At 74.0% G+C, this 22820-nt stretch carries 16 protein-coding genes; 8 read left to right on the forward strand and 8 right to left on the reverse strand.

The genetic code is table 11. The features are described 5' to 3' along the window. Positions 1-164 precede the first annotated feature (164 nt). The 4 genes from IEY99_RS01885 to IEY99_RS01900 are packed head-to-tail and all read left to right on the forward strand — an operon-like array spanning position 165 to position 3308. The gene (locus IEY99_RS01885; RefSeq protein ID WP_189198904.1) at positions 165-578 is read left to right on the forward strand and encodes an RrF2 family transcriptional regulator; all 414 of its coding nucleotides are present in this window, start codon (positions 165-167) and stop codon (positions 576-578) included. A gap of 8 nt (positions 579-586) precedes the next feature. Further along, positions 587-1639 (forward strand): ABC transporter substrate-binding protein, encoded by a 1053-nt coding sequence (locus IEY99_RS01890; protein WP_189198905.1) that lies wholly within the window; start codon positions 587-589, stop codon positions 1637-1639. Between the two features lie 24 nt (positions 1640-1663). Next, the gene (locus IEY99_RS01895; RefSeq protein ID WP_189198906.1) at positions 1664-2437 is read left to right on the forward strand and encodes an ABC transporter ATP-binding protein; all 774 of its coding nucleotides are present in this window, start codon (positions 1664-1666) and stop codon (positions 2435-2437) included. Continuing rightward, the gene (locus tag IEY99_RS01900; protein WP_189198907.1) at positions 2427-3308 is read left to right on the forward strand and encodes an ABC transporter permease; all 882 of its coding nucleotides are present in this window, start codon (positions 2427-2429) and stop codon (positions 3306-3308) included. The genes IEY99_RS01895 and IEY99_RS01900 overlap by 11 nt, the downstream gene beginning before the upstream one ends. Before the next feature lie 7 nt (positions 3309-3315). Here IEY99_RS01900 and IEY99_RS01905 read toward each other — a convergent pair whose 3' ends face one another. Then, complete coding sequence (locus tag IEY99_RS01905) at positions 3316-4197, reverse strand: hypothetical protein (RefSeq protein ID WP_189198908.1); 882 nt, start codon at positions 4195-4197, stop codon at positions 3316-3318. A gap of 180 nt (positions 4198-4377) precedes the next feature. Continuing rightward, positions 4378-4569, reverse strand: a complete 192-nt coding sequence (locus IEY99_RS01910; protein ID WP_189198909.1) for a hypothetical protein — start codon at positions 4567-4569, stop codon at positions 4378-4380. 126 nt (positions 4570-4695) lie between these two features. Between IEY99_RS01910 and IEY99_RS01915 the strand changes: the two genes are divergently transcribed. After that, complete coding sequence (locus IEY99_RS01915; protein WP_189198910.1) at positions 4696-5427, forward strand: lysophospholipid acyltransferase family protein; 732 nt, start codon at positions 4696-4698, stop codon at positions 5425-5427. 375 nt (positions 5428-5802) lie between these two features. Here the strand turns inward: IEY99_RS01915 and cspE are convergent, their stop codons facing one another. The 4 genes from cspE to IEY99_RS01935 all read right to left on the reverse strand — a co-directional run bounded on the left by cspE (position 5803) and on the right by IEY99_RS01935 (position 14846). After that, the gene (gene cspE / locus IEY99_RS01920) at positions 5803-6006 is read right to left on the reverse strand and encodes a transcription antiterminator/RNA stability regulator CspE (RefSeq protein WP_015625344.1); all 204 of its coding nucleotides are present in this window, start codon (positions 6004-6006) and stop codon (positions 5803-5805) included. Positions 6007-6568: 562 nt separating this feature from the next. Then, a complete protein-coding gene (locus IEY99_RS01925; RefSeq protein ID WP_189198911.1) occupies positions 6569-10099 on the reverse strand; it encodes an ATP-dependent helicase in 3531 nt (1176 codons plus the stop codon). After that, positions 10096-13794, reverse strand: a complete 3699-nt coding sequence (locus IEY99_RS01930; RefSeq protein ID WP_189198912.1) for an ATP-dependent helicase — start codon at positions 13792-13794, stop codon at positions 10096-10098. Before IEY99_RS01930 ends, IEY99_RS01925 begins: the two co-directional genes overlap by 4 nt. A 38-nt stretch (positions 13795-13832) precedes the next feature. Then, on the reverse strand, positions 13833-14846 hold the full coding sequence (locus IEY99_RS01935) for a LacI family DNA-binding transcriptional regulator (RefSeq protein ID WP_189198913.1): 1014 nt from the start codon (positions 14844-14846) through the stop codon (positions 13833-13835). 381 nt (positions 14847-15227) lie between these two features. On the opposite strand from IEY99_RS01935, the gene IEY99_RS01940 reads away from it, so the two are divergent. Next, entirely contained in the window at positions 15228-15638 is a 411-nt protein-coding gene (locus IEY99_RS01940; protein ID WP_189198914.1) for a VOC family protein, read from the forward strand. A gap of 8 nt (positions 15639-15646) precedes the next feature. On the opposite strand, the gene IEY99_RS01945 is transcribed toward IEY99_RS01940, so the two are convergent. Then, positions 15647-18331 carry an alpha/beta hydrolase gene (locus IEY99_RS01945; protein ID WP_189198915.1) on the reverse strand — a complete coding sequence of 895 codons (2685 nt, stop codon included), beginning with the start codon at positions 18329-18331 and terminating at the stop codon, positions 15647-15649. 200 nt (positions 18332-18531) lie between these two features. On the opposite strand from IEY99_RS01945, the gene IEY99_RS01950 reads away from it, so the two are divergent. Then, positions 18532-20229, forward strand: a complete 1698-nt coding sequence (locus IEY99_RS01950; protein WP_229798016.1) for a DUF1996 domain-containing protein — start codon at positions 18532-18534, stop codon at positions 20227-20229. Positions 20230-20296: 67 nt separating this feature from the next. Here the strand turns inward: IEY99_RS01950 and IEY99_RS01955 are convergent, their stop codons facing one another. Further along, positions 20297-20719, reverse strand: a complete 423-nt coding sequence (locus IEY99_RS01955) for a hypothetical protein (protein ID WP_189198917.1) — start codon at positions 20717-20719, stop codon at positions 20297-20299. A 174-nt stretch (positions 20720-20893) separates the two neighbouring features. Here IEY99_RS01955 and IEY99_RS34825 point away from each other — a divergent pair, with 174 nt between their 5' ends. Beyond that, positions 20894-22816, forward strand: coding sequence for an ATP-binding protein (locus IEY99_RS34825; protein ID WP_189198918.1), 1923 nt, complete (start codon positions 20894-20896; stop codon positions 22814-22816). Positions 22817-22820: the final 4 nt, after the last annotated feature.

A 22820-nucleotide genomic window follows, 5' to 3' on the forward strand; every position in this document is an offset into this window, starting at 1 on the left:
GCGCGCGGCGGCTTTCGTGCGCTTTTTTCGAGTCCCCGTTTCGGGTGACCGCCTTCCCATCATGCGGTCGGGGCTTGACGCCCTATTCCGATCTGATCCACTATTCCCATCCATCAGATAGAGAAAGCAGAGTTTCGCACCGCCGGACCGAGAGGACATCCCCCGTGTACGTCTCGGCACGCACCGACTACGCCGTCCGGGCCATGCTGGCGATCGCCGCCGACCACCCACACCTGGTCAAGGCCGCCGATTTGGCCGCCGCCCAGGACATCCCGCTCAGCTTCCTCCAGGGCATCCTGCTCGACCTGCGCCGCGCCGGCCTGCTGCACAGCCACCGCGGCGTCGACGGCGGATACGCCCTGGCCCGGCCGGCCGAGGAGGTCACCGTGGGCGACGTGGTCCGCGCCTCCGGCGGCGCCTTGACCACGGTCCGCGGCCTGCCCACCACGACCACGACGTACCGCGGGGTCGCGACCGGCCTGAGGGACGTCTGGCTCGCGGTGGAAGAGGCCATCGAGGGAGTCGTCGACAACCGCACCCTCGCCGAACTCGCCGTTCCTGCGCTACCCACCATCTAGGAGTGAGCATGAGCTCCCGTACCCTCCGTGCGCTGGCCCTGGCGGCCGCCGCCCTGGTCTCGGCCACCACCCTCACCGCCTGCGGCGACGACGCCGCGGGCGCCGGTGGCGAGGCCACCAGCCTGCGGCTGGGCTACTTCCCGAACATCACCCACGCGCCCGCGCTGATCGGCGTCAAGAACGGCCTCTACCAGCAGGCGCTGGGCAGCACCACGTTCGAGGCGAAGACCTTCAACGCCGGCCCGGCCGCCATCGAGGCGCTGTTCTCCGGGGCGGTCGACGCCACGTACATCGGGCCGAACCCGGCCATCAACGGCTGGGCCACCTCCAAGGGCACCGCGCTGAAGATCATCGCGGGCAGCACCTCCGGCGGCGCCGGCCTGGTCGTCAAGGAGGGCATCAACTCCCCCGCCGATCTCAAGGGCAAGAAGATCGCCACGCCGCAGCTGGGCAACACCCAGGACGTCGCCCTGCGCGCCTGGCTGAAGCAGAACGGCCTCACCGCCGACCAGCAGGGCGGCGGTGACGTGTCGGTGCTGCCGCAGGACAACGCGACCGCCGTGCAGGCGTTCGCCCAGGGCGCCATCGACGGCGCCTGGGTGCCCGAGCCCAACCTGAGCCGCATGGTGCTCGAGTCCAAGGGCAAGATCCTGGTCAACGAGAAGGACCTGTGGCCGGGCGGGCAGTTCGTCACCACCCACCTGATCGTCAAGCAGGAGTTCCTCAAGGAACACCCGGACACGGTCAAGAAGCTGCTGCAGGGTCACATCGCCGCGGAGAAGTACATCGCCGGCGACAAGGCCGCAGCCCAGAAGGCCGTCAACGAGCAGCTCGCCGCGCTGTCCGGCAAGCCGCTCAAGGACGAGATCCTCTCCGCCGCCTTCCAGAACCTGACCTTCACCAACGACCCGATCGCGTCCTCGCTCTACACCAGCGCCAAGCACGCGGAGGACGTCGGTCTGCTCAAGCCCGTCGACCTCAAGGGGATCTACGACCTCGGCCCGCTCAACGAGCTGCTCAAGGCCGACGGTCAGCCCGCGGTCAGCGACGCGGCCGCCTGACCACCACTCACCCGCGGAGAAATCATGAGCATCGCGGAAGCAACAGATCTCCGAACCGAGGTCGTGCGCCTCGACCACGTCTCCAAGCGGTACGGCTCCGGCGGCAGCGCCCTGCTGGCCCTGGACAAGGTCTCGCTGACCGTACGCAAGGGCGAGTTCGTGTGCCTGCTGGGCGCGTCCGGCTGCGGCAAGAGCACGCTGCTCTCCCTCGTCGCGGGCCTCGACCGGATCAGCGGCGGCACCCTGGACACCGGCGGGCGGCACGTCTCCCTGATGTTCCAGGAGGCGGCCCTGTTCCCCTGGCTGTCGGTCACCGGCAACGTGGAGCTGCCCATGCGGCTGCGCGGCATCGGCAAGGCCGAACGCCGGCGGCGCGCCGCGCAGCTGCTGGACATCGTGCGGCTGAAGGGCTTCGGCGACAAGCGGCCGCACGAGCTCTCCGGCGGCATGCGCCAGCGCGTCGCCCTGGCCCGCGCCCTCGCCCAGGACGCGGACATCCTGCTGATGGACGAGCCGTTCGGCGCCCTCGACGCGATGACCCGCGACATCCTGCACGACGAGCTCGAGCGGATCTGGCGCGAGCAGCAGCTCACGGTCCTGTTCGTCACGCACAACGTCCGCGAGGCGGTGCGCCTGGGCGACCGGGTGATCCTGCTGAGCAGCCGCCCCGGCCGGGTCATCGAGGACTTCCCGGTGACCCACGAGCGGCCCCGGCGCATCGACTCCCCCGAGGTGGCCGGCCAGGCCGCCGAGATCACCGACCGGCTCCGCGCGGAGGTGGCCCGCCATGCAGGCTGAGATCCCCACGGCGCGGCGGGACTCCGACGCGGCCGACCGGGTCACCGGGCTGGACGCCCTCGAGCTGGGCGGCACGAGCGAACGGCCCGCCCTCGGCATCCGGATCTGGCGCAGCGCCTGGCCCAAGCTGCTGGCGATCGCCATCGTGCTCGCCGCCTGGCAGCTCGTGGTCTGGGCGGAGTGGAAGCCGATCTACGTGCTGCCCGGCCCGCTCACGGTCTTCACGGACCTGGCCGACGTGGTCACCACCGCGGCGTTCTGGGACGGCGTACGCCTGACCATGATCCGGGCGCTGACCGGCTTCGCCCTGGCCGTGGCCATCGGCACGGTCGTCGGCGCGGCGGTCTCCCGGTTCGCCCCGTTGCGCGCGGCGATCGGCTCGCTCATCACGGGCCTGCAGACCATGCCGTCGATCATGTGGTTCCCGCTGGCCATCCTGCTCTTCCAGATCAGCGAGAGCGCCATCATGTTCGTCGTCGTGATCGGTGCCGCCCCGTCGGTGGCCAACGGACTCATCAGCGGCATCGACTACGTACCGCGCACCTGGCTGCGGGTGGGGCAGGTGCTGGGCATGAAAGGCTTCGCCAAGTACCGCCACCTGATCCTGCCGGCGTCGCTGCCGTCGTTCATCTCCGGGCTGAAACAGGGCTGGGCGTTCTCCTGGCGCAGCCTGATGGCGGGCGAGCTGCTCGTCATCGTGCCGGGCGCGCTGTCGATCGGCGTACGGATGCAGCAGGCCCGGGATCTCAACGAGTCGAGCCTGGTGATCTGCTTCATCATCGTCGTGCTGGTGATCGGCATCCTGATCGACGTGCTCTTCAACGCCGCGGACAACGCCCTGCGCAAGCGGTGGGGCCTGACCGGCTCCTGATCGGCGCTCAGAGCGGGCGCACGGACTTCAGGACGTCGTCGATCACGTAGTCGAACTGCTGGTGCGTGCCGGGAATCGACACGTACAGCACGGCCGCCGTCGGTTTGCCCACATCGATGATCGCCACCGCCGAGCGCTCGTTCGTCACGGTGAGTCCCGGCTGCTGGAAGTGCAGCCGGAACTCGCTGAGCCACGCCGGCCGCCCGCCCAGCGTGGTCATCTCGTCCCGCAGCTGCTCCAACCGGTTGGGCTGCGGGTAGTACTCCGCACGCACATCGGCGGCCACCTGCCGGCCGACGCACTCCAGGTTGAGGGTCACGGCGTCGTTGTCCGCCGCCGGCACCGCCGCCGACAGGATCGAGGCATGGTACGTACCGAGGCTGTACTGCTCGGTGATGAAATGCTGACCGACCTTGTACGGCACCTGCAGCGTGCCCGCCCGCCAGGTGGTGTTCCACGGCTGCCACGGGGCGCCGTATCTGCGGTAGGAGATGCCCGCCTCGGAGTCGGTGGTCCGCTCGCCGGTCGGGGGCGGCGCCTGGGCCGGCGGGGCGGTCGGGCCCTGGCTCGGCGGCACGGTGGGCGCGGGACACATCTGGGCGAGCGGCGGGCGGACCTCGGAGGGGGCGGCGGCCTTGCTGCCGAACGGATCGCCCTCCGAGGTCAGTCCGACGACGAGGATGACGGTCAGACCGATCGCCAGGATCGCGCCGGCGATCCCCGCGAAAACCATCATCTGGCGCTTGTGGCGCTGCGGGCCGTCGTCCTTGCGCGGCGGTTCCTCCGGTGGCGGGAGCAGCGGGGCCGTGCCCGGAACGATGACCATGCCGGAGGCCCACGGACCACCCTGCCGCGACCAGGCGGTGGAAGTCTGCGTGCCCTCGGACATCACTCCAGTGAACACCACCTCGGGTGTCGACGGGGTCCCGTGGGCCCGACGACCGCAGGCGCCGCGCGACCCGACGGCCGCGGGGCGTCATGGGTCTACGGCCGCGGGGCATCGTGGGCCCACGGCCGCGGGGCGTCGTGGCCTCGATGGCCGCGGGGCATCGTGGGCTCGACAACGATGTCAGCCGGTGGAGACCGCGTCCACGACCATCGCCGGGGGCGGCGGGGTGGTCTCGACTATCGCCGGGGTGGCGCCGCCGTAGTCCAGCGGTCCGTACCAGGGTGCGAAGGCGACGACGAGCACCAGCGCCACGCCGAGGACCGCGAGCGCGAACACCAGTGCCAGTTCGCGGCGTGCGGACACGGTGTGCATGCGGGGCCTCCCAGGCGGCGCCTTCCTCGGCGCGATTCAGCGCGGTCACCCATAAGACGTTCCGGACCCCGTGATCGGTTGCCCTCCTCCCAGGAAGAATTCATCGAACGCCGGTACCGTGACCGAATGGAAATCGTGTATCCCCCGGTCGTCGGTCTCGCCAAGACGATGTTCCGAGTGCTGGACCTGAAGATCCAGGTCGACGGCGCGCACCACATCCCCTCGGCCGGCGGGGCGGTGCTGGCAAGCAACCACGTCAGCTACCTGGATTTCATCTTCTGCGGCCTCGGCGCCCAGCCCGCGAAACGCCTCGTCCGCTTCATGGCGAAGAAGTCGGTCTTCGACCACAAGGTGAGCGGGCCGCTGATGCGTGGAATGCGGCATATTCCGGTCGACCGCAAGGCCGGGAATGCGGCATTCCACGAGGCCGAAACGGCGCTGAAGAACGGCGAGGTGGTCGGCGTCTTCCCGGAGGCGACGATCAGCGAGTCCTTCACGGTGAAGGCCCTGAAGTCGGGGGCGGCCCGGCTGGCCCGCGCGGCGGCGGTCCCGCTGATCCCGATGGCGGTGTGGGGACCGCACCGGCTCTGGACCAAGGGCCGCAAGAAGGAGCTGACCCGGCGCCACATCCCGGTCATCATCAAGATCGGCGACCCGATCCCGGACCGTGAGGACAGCACCACGGAGTCCACGACGACGGAGCTGCACGAGCGGCTGACCGTGTTGCTGGACGAGGCGCAGCAGGCGTACCCGGAGCAGCCGAGCGGGCCGGACGACCGCTGGTGGCTACCGGCCCACATGGGCGGCACGGCGCCGCGGCCGGAGGAGATCGGCGACCCGCCACGCCGGGCGGCGTGACGGCGCCCGGCGTCGGCCCAGGGCGGTCGCCGCGAGGGCGGCCATCAGGCACGACGCCGCTCGAACGCGGCGCCCGCCAGACGGGGCGCTCGCTCAGACTCTCGAGAGCAGTATCCCGTCAGCGCGGCGCGCGGTCGTGGGCGGCTCGGCGCTCGGCCAGGCACGGCGCGGCGCTCGGCCGTGCGCGGCGTCGCGCTCGCTTTGTGAGCGGTGCGGCGCTCGCTTTGTGAGCGGTGCGGCGCTCGCTATGCGAGCGGTGCGGCGCCCGCTTTGAGGGGCGGCGCGGCGTTCGCTTTGGGGGCGGTGCTTGTTCGGATGCAGGTAGGCGCCGGCCGCCCGCGGGGGGCCGGCGCCTAGCTCAGCGTGAGGCTGTGATCAGAGCGGACGGATGTTGGCCGCCTGCGGGCCCTTCTGGCCCTGGGTGACCTCGAACTCCACCCGCTGGTTCTCGTCCAGGCTCCGGTAACCCGAGGTCTGGATCGCGGAGAAGTGGGCGAAGACGTCGGCGCCGCCGTCGTCCGGGGTGATGAACCCGAAGCCCTTGTCCGCGTTGAACCACTTCACAACGCCGGTAACCATGCTCGTCTCCTCGACGGTCGATCGCTCCTGGCCATTATGGACGGGAGCGAGGTGGTAAGACCCGTTTTTTGCGGGACTCGTGTCGCCGTACTGATCGCCCGTACCGGAGAAACCCGGGTTACGACAAAGAGCGCCTGGGGCAGACTTCCCCACAGGCGCTCCTGAGTACTTGGGAACCAAACTGACAACGCCAAGGAGCCTAGCACGGTGGAGGCGTCCTGGCCGTGATCGGCGTACAAGTGGCGCGGGTCCTCCAGCAGGCGGGACCGGCGTGGAACCGGGCTAGATGACCGTTTCGTCCTCCTGAACCGGGCCTCGGCGACGAGCTGTTCCCACTGAGCACGATGACGGTCGACGTGTCTGCGGTGCCGGAGGGGCAGGTGATCGGCTTCAACGGCACCGCGGGTGGGCGCCCGACGACGTGGCTTCCCCGCGAGGACCAGCTCCGCCGCACTGCCCGGCGGAGTGTTCCGGTCGCTGCGCAGAGCGGAGCCCCGCTACGGAGCCGAAGTCACCCGCCTGGGTGAGCCGCACCGCCGCCAACGGGAAGGAAGCCGCCGTCTCAGGCCTGCCCGCCACCTGCGGATGAGGCCTCGACGGCGTTGCCACCCCTACCGGGAGCCGGGGCCGGCTCGGGCAGCTCGGTGATCAACGCGGCCAGGCCGTCGGCATCCAGCAGGTCGGCCGGGCGTACGGTCACGCCGTCGCGGACGTAGTGGAAGCCGGCCCGCACCCGCGACACCGGGACGCCCGCCAGCGCCGCCCACGCGAGCCGGTACGCCGCGAGCTGCACCGTCGCCGCGGCGGCGTCGGCGGTCGTGGGGCGCCGGCCGGTCTTCCAGTCGATCACGTCGTAGCGGCCGCCGGGCTCGGCGAAGACCGCGTCCATCCGGCCCCGGATCACGACGCCGGCCACCGTGGTGGCGAACGGCACCTCGACCTCGACCGGCGTCCGGCCGGCCCATTCGCCGGCCAGGAAGGCCTCCTGCAGGGCCGCCAGCTCCTCGTCCGCTGCCGCGTCGTCGTCGGCGGCGCCGGGCAGTTCGTCGACGTCGAGCAGCCGGACCGCGCCGAAGCGCCGTTCCAGCCAGGCGTGGAACGCCGTGCCGCGCCGGGCGTACGGGGCGGGGCGTTGCGGCAAGGGGCGGCGCAGCGACCGGGCCAGCAGTTGCGGGTCGCGGCGGAGCACGACGAGCTGGGAGACCGACAGATGCGGCGGGAGGGAGACCTCCAGCGGACCGTCGCGCCGGGCGCGCTCCTCGCGCTCGGCCAGCAGGAGCGCAGCCTCCCGCCGCCACCGCGAGATATCCGGATCCTCCCCCGCGGCCGACGGCGAAGACGCACCACCCGAGGGCGCGGACGCACCGGTCGGCGACGGGGGCGAGCCCGGACCGGCGAGGCCGGCCAGGTCGGCGGCCACTCCCGCCCGGGAGCCCAGCTCCGCGTCCTCCTCCGCCAGCTCGGCGAACGTCGCGGCCGTCTCCGGTGTCGGCGCCGCGATCATGCGCCGGATCAGATCGGCCGCGGCCGCCATCGCCGGGCGGCGGGGCCCCAGCGGGTCGGACGGCCACTCCGCCGTCGCCACCAGCTCGGCCGACGGGTTGGTGGCGTCGCCCGCGGGCTCCGGTTCCCAGTGCTCGACCGTGCCCGCGCCGGCGAGGCAGGTCTCCCGGATCTCCTCCAGGAAGACCGACGGGCCGCGGGGCCGCTTCACCCCGTCGCCCCACCAGTAGCCCGAGGCGAGCAGGAGCCGCCGGGGACGGGTCACCGCCACGTACGCAAGCCGCCGCTCTTCCCGCTCGTCGTGCTCCCGCCAGGCCCGGCCGAAGGCGGCCAGAGCTCCCGCCGCGTCCTTCTGGTCCACCGCTTCGGACAGGTCCAGCGCGGGCAGGCCCGAGGCGTCGCCGCGCAGCGGGAACGGCAGCACGCCGATGCCGCCCAGATAGTTGTCGGAGCCGCGGGTGACGCCGGGCCAGACGTTCCTGGTGAGGCCCGCCACCGAGACGACGTCCCATTCCAGGCCCTTGGCCGCGTGCGCGGTCAGCACCTGCACGGCGCCCTCGACCACGTCGACCTGGCCGGGGGCGAGGCCGCGCTCCTCCTCCTCGGCCGCGGCGAGAAAGGCGAGGAAGCCCGCGATGGTGCCGCCGTCGGTGTCGCCCGCATAGCGGGCCGCGACGTCGCCGAGCGCGTCCAGGTGACCGCGGGCCAGGCCGGCGTCGCCCGCGCCCCAGCCCCGGACGGCCACCTCGACGTCCAGGCCGATGGTGCGCTCGATGTCGGCGACCAGGTCGGGCAGCGGTTGGTCCAGGCGGTGCCGCAGCTCGGCCAGTTCCCTGCCGTACGCCCGCAGCCGCGCGTACCCCTCCTGCGAGAACTGCTGGGGCGCACCGAGGTCGGCCATCGCCTCGACCAGCGTGGCGTCGTCGAGCCGGTCCCCCACGATCTGCTGCGGGTCCTCCTCGCCGCCGGCGCCCGGCCGGGGGACGGTCGTGGCGGAGGCCCGGGCCGCGGCGATGGCCCGGGCCCGGCGGTGCAGGGCCACCAGGTCCCGGGGGCCGATGCGCCAGCGGGCGCCGGTGAGCAGCCGCAGCAGCGCCGCGCCGTCGGTCGGGTCGGCCAGCACCCGCAGCGTGCAGACGACGTCGCGGACCTCCGGGGTGTCGAGCAGGCCGCCGAGGCCGACCACCTCGACCGGCAGGCCGGCCGCGCGCAGCGCCTCCTCGATCGCCGGGATCTGGCTGCGGACGCGGACCAGCACCGCGCTGGTCGGCCGCCGGTCGAGCGGGATGTCCGCGGCGAGCGCGTCCGGCAGCCGGGCGGCCGCGCGCCACGCGGCCAGCATCGAGCCGGCGATCCACCGCGCTTCCTCCGCGTACGTGCTCAGCAGCGCGCAGGCGACCGTACGCCCGCCGACCCGATCGGCCACCCGCTGGGCCGGGATGAGCTCGGCGACGCGGGCGCCGGCGGCGCGCAGCGGCCGCGACAGGGCGTTGGCGACCTGGAGGATCTCCGGGCGGTTGCGCCAGCTCCGGGTCAGGTTCAGCACCCAGGCCTCGCGTCCGCCGGGGCCGGTGAACTCGGCCGGGAAGCGGTCGAGGGTGCCCGCGGACGCGCCCCGCCAGCCGTAGATGGACTGGCACGGGTCGCCGACCGCGGTGACCGGGTGGCAGCCGCCGAAGAGCGCGTTGAGCAGCACCACCTGCGCGTGGCTGGTGTCCTGGTACTCGTCGAGGAGCACGATCTTGTAGCGGCCGCGTTCGATCTCGCCGACCTCGGGATGGTCCCGGGCGACGCGCGCCGCACGGGCCAGCTGGTCGCCGAAGTCCATCGCCTCGATGTCGAGTTTGCGCTGGTCGTAGAGGCGAACCAGGGGCAGCAGGGTGAGCCGCTGCCGTTGGCGGTGCAGCGCGTCGGCGACGTCCTTGTAGACCCGGCCGGGCAGGGACTGCACCTCGGCGAAGAAACGACCGGTCCAGGTGGCGAGGTCGTCCGGCGTGACCAGGTGCTCGGCGAGCTCGCCGGCGAGCGCGAGCACGTCGTCGGTCACCGTGCCGGGGGCGCGGTTGAGGCCGGTCATCTCCCCGGTGTACGACCGGACGAGCGAGTCCACGATCTGCCACCGGGCGGCCTCGGTGAGCAACCGGGCGGACGGCTCGTACCCGGCGCGCAGGCCGTGCTCGGTGACGATGCGGGCCGCGTACGAGTGGTAGGTCGCGACCGTCGGCTCCCCGGCGAGCGCGTCCTGCTGCCCCAGGCGGCGCACGAGCTGGCCGAGCCGGGTCCGGACGCGGTGGGCCAGCTCGCCGGCGGCCTTGCGGGTGAAGGTCAGGCCGAGGATCTCGTCGGGGTGGGCGTACCCGTTGGCGACGAGCCAGACCACCCGCGACGCCATCGTCTCGGTCTTCCCGGAGCCCGCACCCGCGACGACCAGCAGCGGCTCGACCGGTGCCGCGATGATCGCGGCCTGTTCCGGGGTGGGCGCGTGCAGCCGGAGCAGCTTCGCGAGCTCGACCGGCGTGTAGCGGGGCCCGGAGTCGGCCCGCCGCCGCGGCCGCGGCGTGGCGTCGGCGAACAGGCTGGGCTGCGTCATCGGCTCTCCGCCGGGGGTGGGCCGGGCTCGACGACCTGGCGGCCCTGGCCGCTGATCGGGCAGCTCGTCCGGACGGGACAGACCCGGCATTTCGCATTGGCGACCGCGGAGAAGGTGGCGGCGGCCATGGTGTCGGCGGTGCGGCGGACCATCGCGTACGCCCAGTGCGGGTCCTCGGCCTCGGCGAGCGGAAGCTGCAGCTGCTCGCGCGCCTCCTTGCTGGGCCCGAGCTGCACCAGGGCCGCGCCACCGCTCTCGGCGCCCTCGGCGAGCGCCTCGAACGCGCCCGCGTCCACGGCGGCCTGGTAGCCGGCGAGCTGGGCGTGCTCCTCGACCTCGCCGGCCGAGACGGCGGTGCTCTTGCCGGTCTTGAGGTCGATCACCACGAGGCGGCCCTGCTCGTCGATCTCCAGGCGGTCGACCCGGCCGGTGAGCTGGATGGGCCGGGACTCGTCGCCGAGGCGCACGGTGAACTCGTGCTCGATGGCGAGCAGCCGGCGCGGGTTGCGGGCGAGCCAGCGCAGCAGCTTGTCGACCATGCCCTGGGCGCGTTCCTGTTCCGGCCCGGCCAGCCAGCGCGCGGCCAGCTCGATCGCGTCGAAGCGCGCGGAGACGTACTCGACGAGGCGCTCGCGGTCGGCGTTCGCGTCCTCCGCGAGCATGGCGGCGGCGTGCACGAGGTTGCCGACGCCCTGGGCGGGCCCGGCGGGCGCCGCCCCGCCGTGGCGTTCCAGGAGCCAGCGCAGGCTGCACCGCAGTGCGCTCTCCATGGCGGACGGGGTCACCTTGACCGGCTCGCCCTCCTCGGCCAGCGGGCGGTCGTCGGAGAGCGGCTTGAGCCCCCACCATTCGTCGGGATGGGCGCCCGGGACGCCGGCCTTCGCCAGCCGGGCCAGCTCGGCCGCCGCGGCATGCCGCCGGGCGGGCGTCGCGTCCGCGGCGATGACGACGGTACGCAGCTCGGCGACCAGCGCGGCCAGGGTGAGCGCCCGCGGCGGCCGCCCCACCGGCACCTCGGGATCGGGATCGCAGGCGCCGGCGGGCGCGCCGAGACCGGAATCGGAGTCGGGCGGACCGGCGTCCGGGGAGTCGGAACCCGGCGGACCGGCGTCCGGGGAGTCGGAACCCGGCGGACCGGCGTCCGGGGAGTCGGAACCCGGCGGACCGGCGTCCGGGGAGTCGGAACCCGGCGGACCGGCGTCCGGGGAGTCGGCGCGCGGCGGGCCGGCATCCGGTGGGCCGGAATCCGGCGGGCCGGAGTGGGGGTCGCGCGGCGCCGGGGGTGGCGGGGGGTCGTCGCCGCCGCGGCGGTCCGGGAGGGCCAGCTCGGCGAGGAAGCGGCTCGGTTGTTCCTCGCCGTCGGAGCCGCCCACGCTCGCCGAGGCGACGGCCGTCACGACGAGCCGGTGCCGGGCCCGGGTCGCCGCCACGTAGAACAGGCGGCGCTCCTCGTCGAGCAGGGCCGACGTCTGCCCGACGACCGCGGCCGCGCCCGAGGCGGCCCGGCCGGCGATGACGTCGACCAAGCGCTCCGAGCCGAGCAGGCTGCCGCGCAGCCGCAGGTCGGGCCAGATGCCCTCCTGCACGCCGGCCAGCACCACCACGTCCCACTCCAGGCCCTTGGCGGCGTGGGCGGTCAGCAGGCGGACGGCCTCACCGCGGTCGGCCGAGGGGGCGATGGAGTCGGCCGGCAGGTCCTGACCGAGAACGTGGTCGAGGAAGACCTCGGTGCGCGCGCCGGGCAGCCGGTCGACGAACCGGGCCGCGGCGTCGAAGAGGACCACCATCGCGTCGAGGTCGCGGTCGGCGGCCTCCGCCCGCCACTGGCGCGCCCGGCCGCCCTCGCCGCCGGGCTCGACCGGGGCGCCGCGGGTGCTCAGCGCATACCACCGCTCGGCGAGGCCGCTGGCGTGCCAGACGGACCAGAGCACCTGCTCCGCCGTCGCGCCCGCCGCGGCCGCCGACTCGCGGGCGATGGCGATGAGCCGGGCCACGTTCTGCGCCGGCGTGGCCCAGCGCCGCTCGACCATGTCGAGGCCGGCCGGGTCGCGGACGGCGTCGACGAGCAGCTCGCCGGAGGGCCGGCGGTCGCCCGCGGCCAGGGCGAGGGCGCGCAGCCCCTGCCGGAGCCGCCGCTCGGCCAGCGGGTCGGCGCCGCCGAGCGGCGAGTGCAGCAGGGCGACCGCGGCCTCCTCGTCGAGGGCCCGCGGCTCGAGCGCGCAGCGCAGCAGCAGCAGGAACGGCGCGACGGCGGGTTGCAGATGCAGCGGCAGATCCTCGGCGTGGGTCACCGTGGGCACACCCGCGGCGGCGAGGCCGCGCTGCAGGGAGGGCAGTTGCAGGCTGGTCGAGCGCAGCAGCACGGCCATCCGGGACCAGGGCACCCCGTGCAGCAGGTGGGCCTCGCGCAACGCATGCGCGATGAAAGCGGTCTCACTGGTCGCCGACCGAAATGTGCGCACCACCGCAGCGCCGGCCGGCGGACCCGGAGTGTCGCGGGACGAGCCCGGAGTGTCACGGGACGAGCCCGGAGTGTCACGGGACGAGCCCGGAGTGTCGCGGGGCGGAGTCGCAGTGTCACGGGGCGGGGTCGAGGTGTCGCCGGGGGGATCCGCGGGGTGCAGCCGGCGGTGGCCGGCACGGCCACGCATCCGGCGCGCGACCCGGCTCGTCGCGGTGAGCAGCCCGGGCGCGCTGCGGTAGCTCGTGTGCAGCGTGACCGTCTCGGCGAGCGCACCCGACGCCGTCCGGAAGCGGGCCGGGAACGCGCTGACCGCCTCGGGATCCGCGCCCCGGAAGCCGTAGATCGAGGAGTCCGGGTCGCCGAACGCCACCAGCGGCTTGCCACCGCCGGCGACCAGGGCCAGCAGCTCCATCTGGGCGGGGTCGGTGTCGGCCAGCTCGTCGACGTAGACGTACTCCAGGCGCCGGCGCTCCGCCTCGAGCAGCGCCGGATCGTCGCGCAGCAGCCCGGAGGCGGCCCGGACCAGCTCCGCCGGGTCGTACGCGGTGGAGCCCCGGGTCGTCACGTCGCGCAGGGCGAGAACCGCGACGTACTCCCTCAGGAAGCGGGCGGCGGCCGGCCAGTCGTCGCGGCCGAGCTTCTCGCCGAGCCGGGCGAGCTCGACCGGGCCGATCCCCCGCTCGGCGGCGCGCTGCATGAGGTCGCGGAGCTGTTGCGCGAAGGCGCGGGTCGGCAGGGCCGGACGCAGCGCGTCCGGCCAGCGCACGGCGTCGGGCACCGTCTCGTCGCCGACCGCCTCCAGTAGCTCGCGGATGATGAGGTCCTGCTCCGGGCCGGTGAGCAGCCGGGGCGACGGCTCGCCACGCTCGGCGGCGGAGCGCCGGAGCAGGCCGAAGGCATATGCGTGGAAGGTCCGCACCAGCGGCTCGTGGAACGTCGGGCCGGCGATCCGCGCCTCGATGCGGTCGCGCAGGGCCGTGGCGCCCCGCCGGCCGAAGGTCAGCACCAGGATCTTCTCCGGGTCGGTCCCGGCGGCGATGCGCGCGGCGACCGCCTCGACGAGCACCGTCGTCTTGCCGGTGCCCGGACCGCCGACGACCAGCAGCGGACCGTCGGTGTGCGCCACGACGTGCTCCTGCAGCGGATCCCGGCGCAGGGCCGCCGCGGCGGGTGCGGGGCGGCGCACCAGCCGGTAGGCAGGCCGGCGCACCGCCGCGGGAGTCGAGGTCACGGCACCAATGAGACCACGCAGCTATGACAGAAAACGCGTCAGGGCTTGCCGACCGAGGCCCGCAGGCGTACGGGCATGGGCAGCCGGTGCACCGCCGGATCCTGGGCCGCGCCGAGCAGCAGTTCGACCGCCTTCCAGCCGAGCTGGTAGTGCGGCAGCGCAATGCTGGTCAGCTGCGGCCGCAACCAGGCGGCGAGGTCGGAGTCGTCGAAGGACACCACCGAGACGTCGCCCGGGATGGCCCGGCCCGCCTCGCGCAACGCCTGGTAGGCACCCAGGGCGACCCGGTCGTTCAGGCAGACCAGCGCCTTCGGGGCGAGCCCGCCGGCCAGGGCGCGCCGCACCGCCTCGTACGCCGGTTCCGGCCACCAGTCGCATTCGATGGTCCCGGCGAGCCGGACACCGGCGGCGCCGAAGCCGTCCCGGATGCCGGCGAGGCGCTCACGGCCGGCGAAGAGGTGGCCGGCCGGCTTCCCGACCAGGTGGATGCCGTCGCGGTGGCCGGCGCCGACGAGCGTCCGGGCGGCGCTCAGCCCGGCCGCGGCCTCGTCCGGGATGACCGAGTGGTACGCCGGCCGCGCGGCCCGGGTCAGGCAGTTGAGCAGGACGACGGGCCGGCCCTTGAGCTGTTTCGGCACCCGGACGTAGCGGGTGAACATGCTGGCGTACACGAAGGCGTCGACCTGCCGGTCCAGGAAGTCGGCGATGAGCTTGCCCTCGACGACCGAGTCGCCCTCGGTCTCTCCGATGAAGAGCAGGTGGTCGTGCGCCACCGCCGCGGCGAGGCTGCCGTGGATCGCCCGTCCGGCGTACGGATCGGACGCGAGGGTGTCGGAGATCAGCGCGACGGTCCTGGTGACCTTCGTCCGCAGGCTCCGGGCCATGAGGTTGGGCCGGTAGTCCAGCTCCTGGGCCGCCCGGAGGACCCGTTGCCGGGCGTCCTCCGAGATCCGCATGTCCAGGTGGCGTCCGGCGAGGACGAAGGACGCCGTGCTGCGCGACACGCCGGCCCGCTGTGCGACCTGTAGGAGAGTCGCCCGTTGCGGGGGCATGGGACAGAGTCTTCCATGTGCCTTTTCCCGGCCCGACGGCGATACGCGCCTTTCGCGAAACGTCACCGCGCGCGGCAATCGACAACCCTTGACGTCCGCTCGGGCGCGGGCGCATGGTCGAGCTGAATCCATCTAGTCGCGACGAGCACGCATACCTGCCTCGCCCAGCGTCGCGCGCGTCCGGTGAGTGCGTACCTCGCCCGCGCCCCCGCGTCGCCCGGCGGGCCGCGAGGTCCCTGGTCACGCCGGGAACGGGCGCGCTGGCGAGGTTCCGGTCGCGCCGGGGACGGGCGGACTCCCGTCCCCGGCGTGACACCCGGTCCCGGCAACCGATCAGGAATGGAGAAGCCTGCGGGGGCGGTGCGTCCTAGCGTGAACCGCATGACGATTTCGCTGTCGCATTGTTTCCTCATCGTCCACGACTACGAGGCCGCGCTCGCCTTCTACCGGGACGTGCTCGGGCTGGAGGTCCGCACCGACGTCGAGTTCGAGGAGAACCGCTGGCTGACGCTGAGCGCCCCGGGCCGGCCGGAGGTGGAGATCGGCCTGGAGATCCCCGGCTACTTCCCGCACACCTCGGCGGACGACCGGCGGGCCACCGCCGACCTGCTCGCCAAGGGCCTGCTGCCGGGCGTCATCTTCCGTACCGACGACTGCGACAAGACCTTCGAGAAGGTACGCGCCTCCGGAGCCGACGTGATCCAGGAGCCCATCGACCAGCCGTACGGTGTGCGGGACTGCGCCTTCCGCGACCCTTCCGGGAACATGGTGCGGTTCTCCCAGGTCCCCTGAGCGGGAGCTCATCCGGTGACCGTGCCGGTGACCGGCGCGACCCCGCTGCCGTCGTCGAAGTGCAACTCCACCACCTCGTCGGACTCGGCCGCGCCGTCGACGACCGTCGGCACCGTCAGCTCCCCGGTGGTCTCGCCGGCCGGGAGCATCGCGTACGCCCCGAGCGGAGTCTGCGACAACGGCCGCGACGGCTCCGGCTCCTCGAACCCGTACTCGCGGAACCAGTCGGGGTCGACGTCGGTGCTGGAGAGCTCCGGGTTGCCGGCGGGCTGCCGCGGGTAGGCCCAGAGGGAGAAGGGCATCTCGGCCGGCGCCGACAGCCGGACCCGCCAGGCGAGCTTGCCGCCCTCGGCCACCCGGTCGGAGACGGGCGCGAGGGAGACCTTCGGGGCGGGATCGTCGTCGCGCACTTCGACGCCGCCGGCGTAGTCGCCCACCACCACGCCGCGCTCCGCCTTGGCGGTCAGCATGGTGAACTCGTTCTGGCCGTGCATCGTGTCGCCACGCACCTCGACCGGGACGCGGATCGTGCGGTCGCCGGGGCGTACGGTGGCCAGCCGCGACGTGGACTCGAACGTCCGCGGATCGGTCAGGAACAGCCGGACCCGCCCGTGACCGCGCCCGGTGACCGTGACCGGGACCCGGTACGTCCGGGTGCCGGAGTCGCCCTCGTCGACGGTGAGGGTGCCGATGTCGATGCGCGGCAGGGAGGTCTGCCGCGGCGCGGGCGTGCCCGGCCGCCAGCCCCACGCGTCGATCAGCCACGCCCGGCCGGCCGGTCCGCGGGGGACGAGCTCCAGCCTCGCCACCGCGCCGCGCACGCCGCGCAGGGGCACCCGCACCTCGCGGGCCCAGTACGAGGTCGTGGCGGAGGTCCCGGGGAGGCCGTCGACCACCACGTCGCCGAGGACCGTACGCCGGCCGCCCGGCGCGACGACGGCGACGCCGAATCGCGTGCCGGCGGTGTTCGGCGGGACCATCAGCCGCAGCGCCAGGTCCCGGGCGCCGGCCAGCGAGACCGGGCGCCGGGGTGCCAGGGTCAGCGGGGTGCCCGCCGACGCCCAGTCGAGCCGGGCGGCGTAGCGCCCCGGCTCGGGCACGGCGCCGAAGGGCACGAAGTGCGCCGAGCGCGCGTCGTCGCCGGGCGGCAGGCAGGCGTCGTTCGCGTCGTCGCTGACCTGGGTGCAGATGCGGGCGCCGCCTCCGGCCGTCACCGTCGGGTCAGGGATCAGCGCCGGCGTGCGCCGCGCACCGAGCGCGTGGCTGAGCACCCGCGCCGGGTCGGCCGAGGGGGCGCGGACGCCGCTGCCGTCGAGCAGCGGCCGTACCCGGTCGTCGCCCGCCACGAAGAGCCGCGCCGCGGCGGCGATGTACGTGGCGCCGGCGGTCTGCTGCTGCTGCGCGGTGAGCCGCGTCGGCGTCCCGGGCGAGCACACCGGGTCGGTGCCGTCGCTGAAGAAGTCGTCGAAGGACGGTGCCACCGACTGCCCCGGCGTCCACTCGGTGTTGAAGAAGTTGTGGTTGGCGCCGACCACGTACAGGGAACTGTGCAGCGCCGCGCCCCGGCCGACGCCGCGGGTCCCGTCGATGAAGATCTGGCCCTGCAGGTCGGCGACGTCGCCGTCGCAGCCGGGCAGGACGGTCGCGGACGGCACGTCCGGCACCGGGTTCTGCCCGAAGAGCGTCGGCCCGATGAGCAGCAGGCCGCGGATGGTCCAGCGGGCCCTGCCCCGGTATCCGTCCTGCGCGGGCGGAGGCGGGGTGAGCGTGTCCATCGCGGCGCGGCTCACGCCCTCGCCACCGCGGGAGTGTCCCATCAGGAACACCCGCGACATGTCGGCGCGGGGCGCGGAGCGGACGATGGCCGGGGCGCCCGCCCGGCCGGCGCCGGCCCAGCCGGCCCACCGGGCGAGGTGGTGGCGTACCAGCGCGGAGCGGGCCTGCGCGCCACCGTCCTCGGCGGCGTGGTCCTGGCCGTTGACGCCGTTGGCCGAGATCGACACCGTGACGTAGCCCTGCGAGGCCAGCAGCTCCTGGGCCTGCAGGTAGCCGCGGTGGCTGGGGATCGGCGTGGTGCCGGCCGGGCAGGGCCACTCCTGCGGCGCGCTCTCGTCGGCGCCGCGGTAGCAGACCGAGTGCCGACCGTGCAGGAAGAGCGCGAGCGGGCGCTTGCCGGGGGCGGCCGCCGGGGCGACGACGGCGGCCTGCATCTCGACCTTCGCGGGGAAGCCGGGAAGCGTGACCCCGTCGAGCGCATACTCGCCGCGGACCGTCCGGTAGGGGCCCTTGGCGCCCGGGTCGACGGCGTTGGCGGCCGGCAGGGGCGGGACCTTGACGCCGGCGGCGGTCTGGCGGCGGAACCGCGGCGCGCTCCCTTCCGCGTCCAGGCGCTTGCCCCCGGCACGCACGGACAGGTCGCCGAGGCTGCCGGGCAGCCGGCCCCGGTCCAAGGTGAAGGTGCGCTGGTCGGCCCCGGGACGTGGACGGCCGAGCAGCCGGTCGCCGGACCAGAACTCGACGGCCGCGTCGCCCATCGGCACCCGCTTGTCCGAGCGCCAGGTCAGCTGCCCACCGGACACGGACCAGCCGTCCGGCGCGGCGGCGGGCCGCGGCGGGGGCGCGGCCCAGGCCGGGCCGCCGGCCCCCACCAACAGTGCCGCGGCGAGCGCGGCCGACATGAGAAGTCTGCGCATAGGCCTGTGTCTAGTCGATAGGTGCAAATCAGTCGATGGCCGTCGAATCGCGCCGGGATTCTTACCGTCTCCTGACCATCGCGCGCAGGCCCGTCCGTGGTTCGCGCCGGTCCCGTACATCCGCCCGTCGAGCCGCGCAGGACGCGGGACGCGAAGCGAGGAGACACGCAATGACAGGCAGGAGCAGAGGCAGGGCGCCCGTGCGGACCGTACGCATCGCGATGGCGGTGTCGGTGCTCGCCGCGACCGGGGTCATGACCGCCACGTTCGTTTCCGGCGGCGGCAAGGGAACCGCCGACGCGGCCACGGAGCTGACCCAGTACGTACCGATCGAGCAGGTGACCCCCGGCGTCCCCGACCCGGCACCCCGGCGGGGCGCCTCCACCGGCCGGTTCGTCGTCGACTGCGGCACCAACGGCAACGGCAAGTTCAGCCCGGACAACCCGGTCGCCCAACCGGGGATCCGCAACGGCGCCGAGCATGTCCACGACTTCGTCGGCAACCTCGCCATCACCGCGAACTCGTCGGACGCCGACCTGGCGGCCTCGGGCACCACGTGCCGCAACGGCGACAGGTCGTCGTACTTCTGGCCCGTGCTGCGGATCGATCCCGCGGTCCGGCCCGGCGGCAGCGGCGCCCGGCAGGCGCTGTCCCGGACCACACCCACGGTGTCCTGCCCGCGCGTGGGCGATCGGCTGCCGGCCGTGCCCGCGGGCGCGAAGGCGGCCGTCGACCGCCGGCTGGCCGAACTGGACCGGCTGACCGCCGCGGCGAACGCCCGGATGAGCGGCAGCCGGGGCCGGATCGACGCCGCCTACCACGCGTCGGTCATCGATCCCCTGCGAGCTCGGCGCGCTCAGCTGATCAGGGCGATCAGCGAGAGCGTCGGCGGCGACCGCGGATCGGCGCGGCTGGTGTCACTGGTGGACTGCGACGTCAGCTACGACTCCATGCACGCCTTCATGGGTACGGACCACGCGAGCGCCGTCGCCGCCGCGGCGGCCGCGACGCCGCAGGTGTGGTGTCCTGCGGTCCGCGGACGGCTGCCCGGCGTGCCGGCATCCGCGCTCGACGAGGTCGACCGGGCGCTGGCCGAGCTGGACCGGCAGATCTCCGAGGCCGATGAGCGCCTCGTCGTCACCCGCGGCGGCGCCTCGGTCCTCGGCACGCTGAAGGCGCGGCGCGCCGCCGTCCTCGACCGGATCGCCACCGCCGTCGACCGCCTGGGTCCCCGACCGCGCGGCCTGGAAGCACTGGCGGCGTGCACGCTCTCGAAGCCTGCCCCGCCGGCGGCCCCCGCTGCGCAGCCGAGCGCCTCCGCACTGCCCGAGCCCCAGGGCCGGAATCTGGAACTGCCCAACAACACCGGTCCCATCCAGCGGCCGCGCTCCGTGCTGATCGAGTACCGGGGCAACGCCGCCGGCAAGGTCGTCGCGATGCCCCGGTTCCTGCGGGCACTGACCGGGGACGCGAAGCCCACCAGCCGCGGCCCGGCGAACGCGCGTCCCAGCTGGACCTGCTCCGGATTCGCCGACCGGCTCTCCGCCACGTACCCGATCTGCCCGCCGGGGTCCCAGGTCCAGCGGGTGCACGACTTCCCCGGATGCTGGGACGGCAAGAACGTCGACAGCGACAACCACCGCAGCCACGTGGCGTTCGCCGACCGGGGCACCGGCGCCTGCCCCCGGGGATTCCGGGCCATCCCGCAGCTGCGGATCACCCTGTCCTACGACATTCCCCGGGATGTGCAGCTTCGCGGGCAGTTCGCGCTCGACTCGTTCCCCGAGGAGGACCACAACCCGTTCTCGGACCACGACGACTTCGTCAACGTCAACTCGGCGCGGCAGATGCGGAAGATCGTCTCCTGCATCAACGAAGGACGCCAGTGCGGTAGGTGATCGGCCATGGAAGAACCGGGTACCGCCCAGGGGGACGGGCGGTACCCGGCGTGCGGTGTGGGTCAGGTCAGTACGGCAGGTGGGCGTCGGTGAACACGTGGATGTTGACCAGGGTGTTCGTGGCGTTGTTGTTGGTCGCGCAGACGGTGTAGCTGCCCGGGCCGGCGAAGGTGCCGTACGAGGTGCGGCCCTCGTAGGCGAAACCGGAAATGGTGCCGGACGGCGTGCCGTACACGAGACCGCCGTTGCGGAGCACCTTGAACCTGGCGCCGGACCCGGTCGCCTGGCCGTCGGCACGGACCTGATAGTTGGCGGTGTCCCTGGCGGTGAGGCACTGCTGTTGGCCGGGGCGCAGCGTGCCGCCCCAGCCGTCGGCGGAGGCGAGCGCCGCCTGCGGGGCGGCGGCCAGGGCCAGCCCGGCGACGGCGGCGGCGAGGGTGGTGCGCGCGGTGTGGCGGGCGAGGACCTTGCGGTCGATGGTGCGGATCATGACGTACTCCTCGAGATCGTGGCCGGTGGCGGCCTTTCTGACGCCGACGACGCTAGGGCCGCCGGACAGCCACAAAACAGGCCGTTCCGCGTCCGGTCCGCGCCCACTTTCCGCTCACCCCGCCCGGTCGGGATTTCGACAGACGGCCGGCCGGGAAGGGACGAGACTTGGACCATGAGCACGCGGTTCGCCGACCGGGTGGCCAGCGCCCGCCGCCGGGACTTCGTCGGTCGCGCCGGCGAGCTCGCCCGGTTCACCGAGCTGCTGGCCGGCGACGGCGGCGCGCTGGTGTGGGTCTCGGGTCCCGGCGGGGTGGGCAAGACCTCGCTGCTGCACCAGTTCGCGGATCTCGCCGAGCGCGCGGGCCGGCACGTCGTGTGGCTGGACGAGCGCGTGCCCGACGGCGACCGGCTCGTGGTGCTGGCCGACGAGGCGGTCGAGACGGAGCTGCTGGCGGCGCTGCCCGGCGACGCCGTGGTGGCCGTGGCGAGCCGGGCCGGGCCGCCGCTGCAGTACCGCACCGATCCCGGCTGGTCGAGCGTGTTGCACCCGATGCCGCTGCTCAACCTGGACCCGGTGGAGAGCGCGCTACTGCTCACCCGGCGCGGCGTACCCGCCGCGGCGCACGCCGACGCGATGTCCTTCACCCACGGCCATCCCCTGGCCCTGGCGCTCATCGCCGACGTGCGCGCCCAGCGCCGGGAGCCGGCCGCACCGGCCGGGGGCCCGGAGGTGGTGGCCACGCTGCTCGCCGCGCTTCTCGACGGAGTGCCGAGCGCGGCGCACCGGCTCGCCCTCGACGCGGTGTCGCAGGTCGCCGTGACGACCGAGCCGCTGCTCGCCGAGCTGCTGGAGCTGCCGGACGCGCACCAGCTGTTCGAGTGGCTCCGCGGGCTGTCGGTGATGTCGGCGAGCACGCACGGACTGGTCCTGCACGACCTCGCCCGCGAGGTGCTCGCCCGGGACCTGCGCTGGCGGCACCCGGAGCTGCACGCCACGATCCACCAGCGGGCCGGCGCCTACTACCGGCGCCGGTTCGCCGGCGCCGCCCCCGACGAGCAGCGCCGGATCCTGCTGGACTTCGCCTTCCTGCACCGCGACAACCCGGTGATCGGCGCGTTCCTGCAACAGTGCCCGGGCGGTGACCTGCGGGTGGTGACCGCGGGCCCGCAGCGGTGGCCGGCGCTGCGCGAGATGGTACGGCGCCATGAAGGCAGCGCCTCGGCGGATTTGTTCGACCACTGGTGCCGGCACCAGCCGGAGGCCGTGCACGCGGTGGTCGGCGCGGACGACACCGCCGTGGGCATGGCGGTGCTCCTGACCCTGCACGCGGCGGACGCGCGGGACCCGGCGGCGACGGCGGCGTGGCGGCGCGCCGCGCCCGCCGCCGGCGAGGCGGTCTCGCTGCTGCGCTTCTGGCTGGACGCCGAGGCTTACCAGCAGCCCTCCCCCGCGCAGGCGCTCATCTCGTTGCACGCGGTGCGCCACTACCTGGTCACACCGGGGCTCGGCTACTCGCTGATCTACCACGCCGATCCGGAGCTGTACGCCCAGATGTGCGAGTACGTCGGCTTCACCCGGGCCCAGGACGCGGACTTCACCGTGGACGGCCGCCGGTACGCCGGATTCGGCCACGACTGGCGGCGCATGCCGCGACTGGCCTGGCTGAGCATGCTCGCCTCGCGGGAGACGTCCGGCGAACCGGCCGAGGCGCAGCCGCCGACCACGCCGGCCGCGCTGGACCGGGCCGCCTTCGCCGCCGCGGTCCGCGCGGCCCTGCGGGAATGGGGCCGGGTCGACCGGCTGGCGGCCAGTCCGCTGCTGGCCGGCCGGTTCCTCGCGCGCTCGTCCGGCGGGCGTACGGCCGAGGCGCTGCGCGAGCTGGTCGAGGAGGCGGCGGCGACGCTGGCGGATTCGCCGCGGGACCGGTCGGCGTACCGGGCGCTGCACCACACCTATCTGCGGCCGGCCGGGACCCAGCAGGCGGCGGCCGAGCTGTTGCGCCTGCCGATGAGCACCTACCGCCGGCACCTGGGCGCGGGAGTGGACCGGTTGACCGAGATCCTCTGGCAGTGGGAGTCCGCGACCGAGCCCTGACCGG

This window comes from Couchioplanes azureus, assembly GCF_014648355.1.
GTDB lineage: Bacteria > Actinomycetota > Actinomycetes > Mycobacteriales > Micromonosporaceae > Actinoplanes > Actinoplanes azureus.

What these genes read in the sequence shown, in the direction of transcription:
- IEY99_RS01910 (WP_189198909.1), bottom strand. Translation starts at nt 4,569, where the DNA reads ATGCACACCGTGTCCGCACGCCGCGAACTGGCACTGGTGTTCGCGCTC.
- IEY99_RS01945 (WP_189198915.1), bottom strand. Translation starts at nt 18,331, where the DNA reads ATGCGCAGACTTCTCATGTCGGCCGCGCTCGCCGCGGCACTGTTGGTG.
- IEY99_RS01900 (WP_189198907.1), top strand. Translation starts at nt 2,427, where the DNA reads ATGCAGGCTGAGATCCCCACGGCGCGGCGGGACTCCGACGCGGCCGAC.
- IEY99_RS01935 (WP_189198913.1), bottom strand. Translation starts at nt 14,846, where the DNA reads ATGCCCCCGCAACGGGCGACTCTCCTACAGGTCGCACAGCGGGCCGGC.
- IEY99_RS01890 (WP_189198905.1), top strand. Translation starts at nt 587, where the DNA reads ATGAGCTCCCGTACCCTCCGTGCGCTGGCCCTGGCGGCCGCCGCCCTG.
- IEY99_RS01940 (WP_189198914.1), top strand. Translation starts at nt 15,228, where the DNA reads ATGACGATTTCGCTGTCGCATTGTTTCCTCATCGTCCACGACTACGAG.
- IEY99_RS34825 (WP_189198918.1), top strand. Translation starts at nt 20,894, where the DNA reads ATGAGCACGCGGTTCGCCGACCGGGTGGCCAGCGCCCGCCGCCGGGAC.
- IEY99_RS01895 (WP_189198906.1), top strand. Translation starts at nt 1,664, where the DNA reads ATGAGCATCGCGGAAGCAACAGATCTCCGAACCGAGGTCGTGCGCCTC.
- IEY99_RS01915 (WP_189198910.1), top strand. Translation starts at nt 4,696, where the DNA reads ATGGAAATCGTGTATCCCCCGGTCGTCGGTCTCGCCAAGACGATGTTC.
- cspE (WP_015625344.1), bottom strand. Translation starts at nt 6,006, where the DNA reads ATGGTTACCGGCGTTGTGAAGTGGTTCAACGCGGACAAGGGCTTCGGG.
- IEY99_RS01905 (WP_189198908.1), bottom strand. Translation starts at nt 4,197, where the DNA reads ATGTCCGAGGGCACGCAGACTTCCACCGCCTGGTCGCGGCAGGGTGGT.
- IEY99_RS01955 (WP_189198917.1), bottom strand. Translation starts at nt 20,719, where the DNA reads ATGATCCGCACCATCGACCGCAAGGTCCTCGCCCGCCACACCGCGCGC.
- IEY99_RS01925 (WP_189198911.1), bottom strand. Translation starts at nt 10,099, where the DNA reads ATGACGCAGCCCAGCCTGTTCGCCGACGCCACGCCGCGGCCGCGGCGG.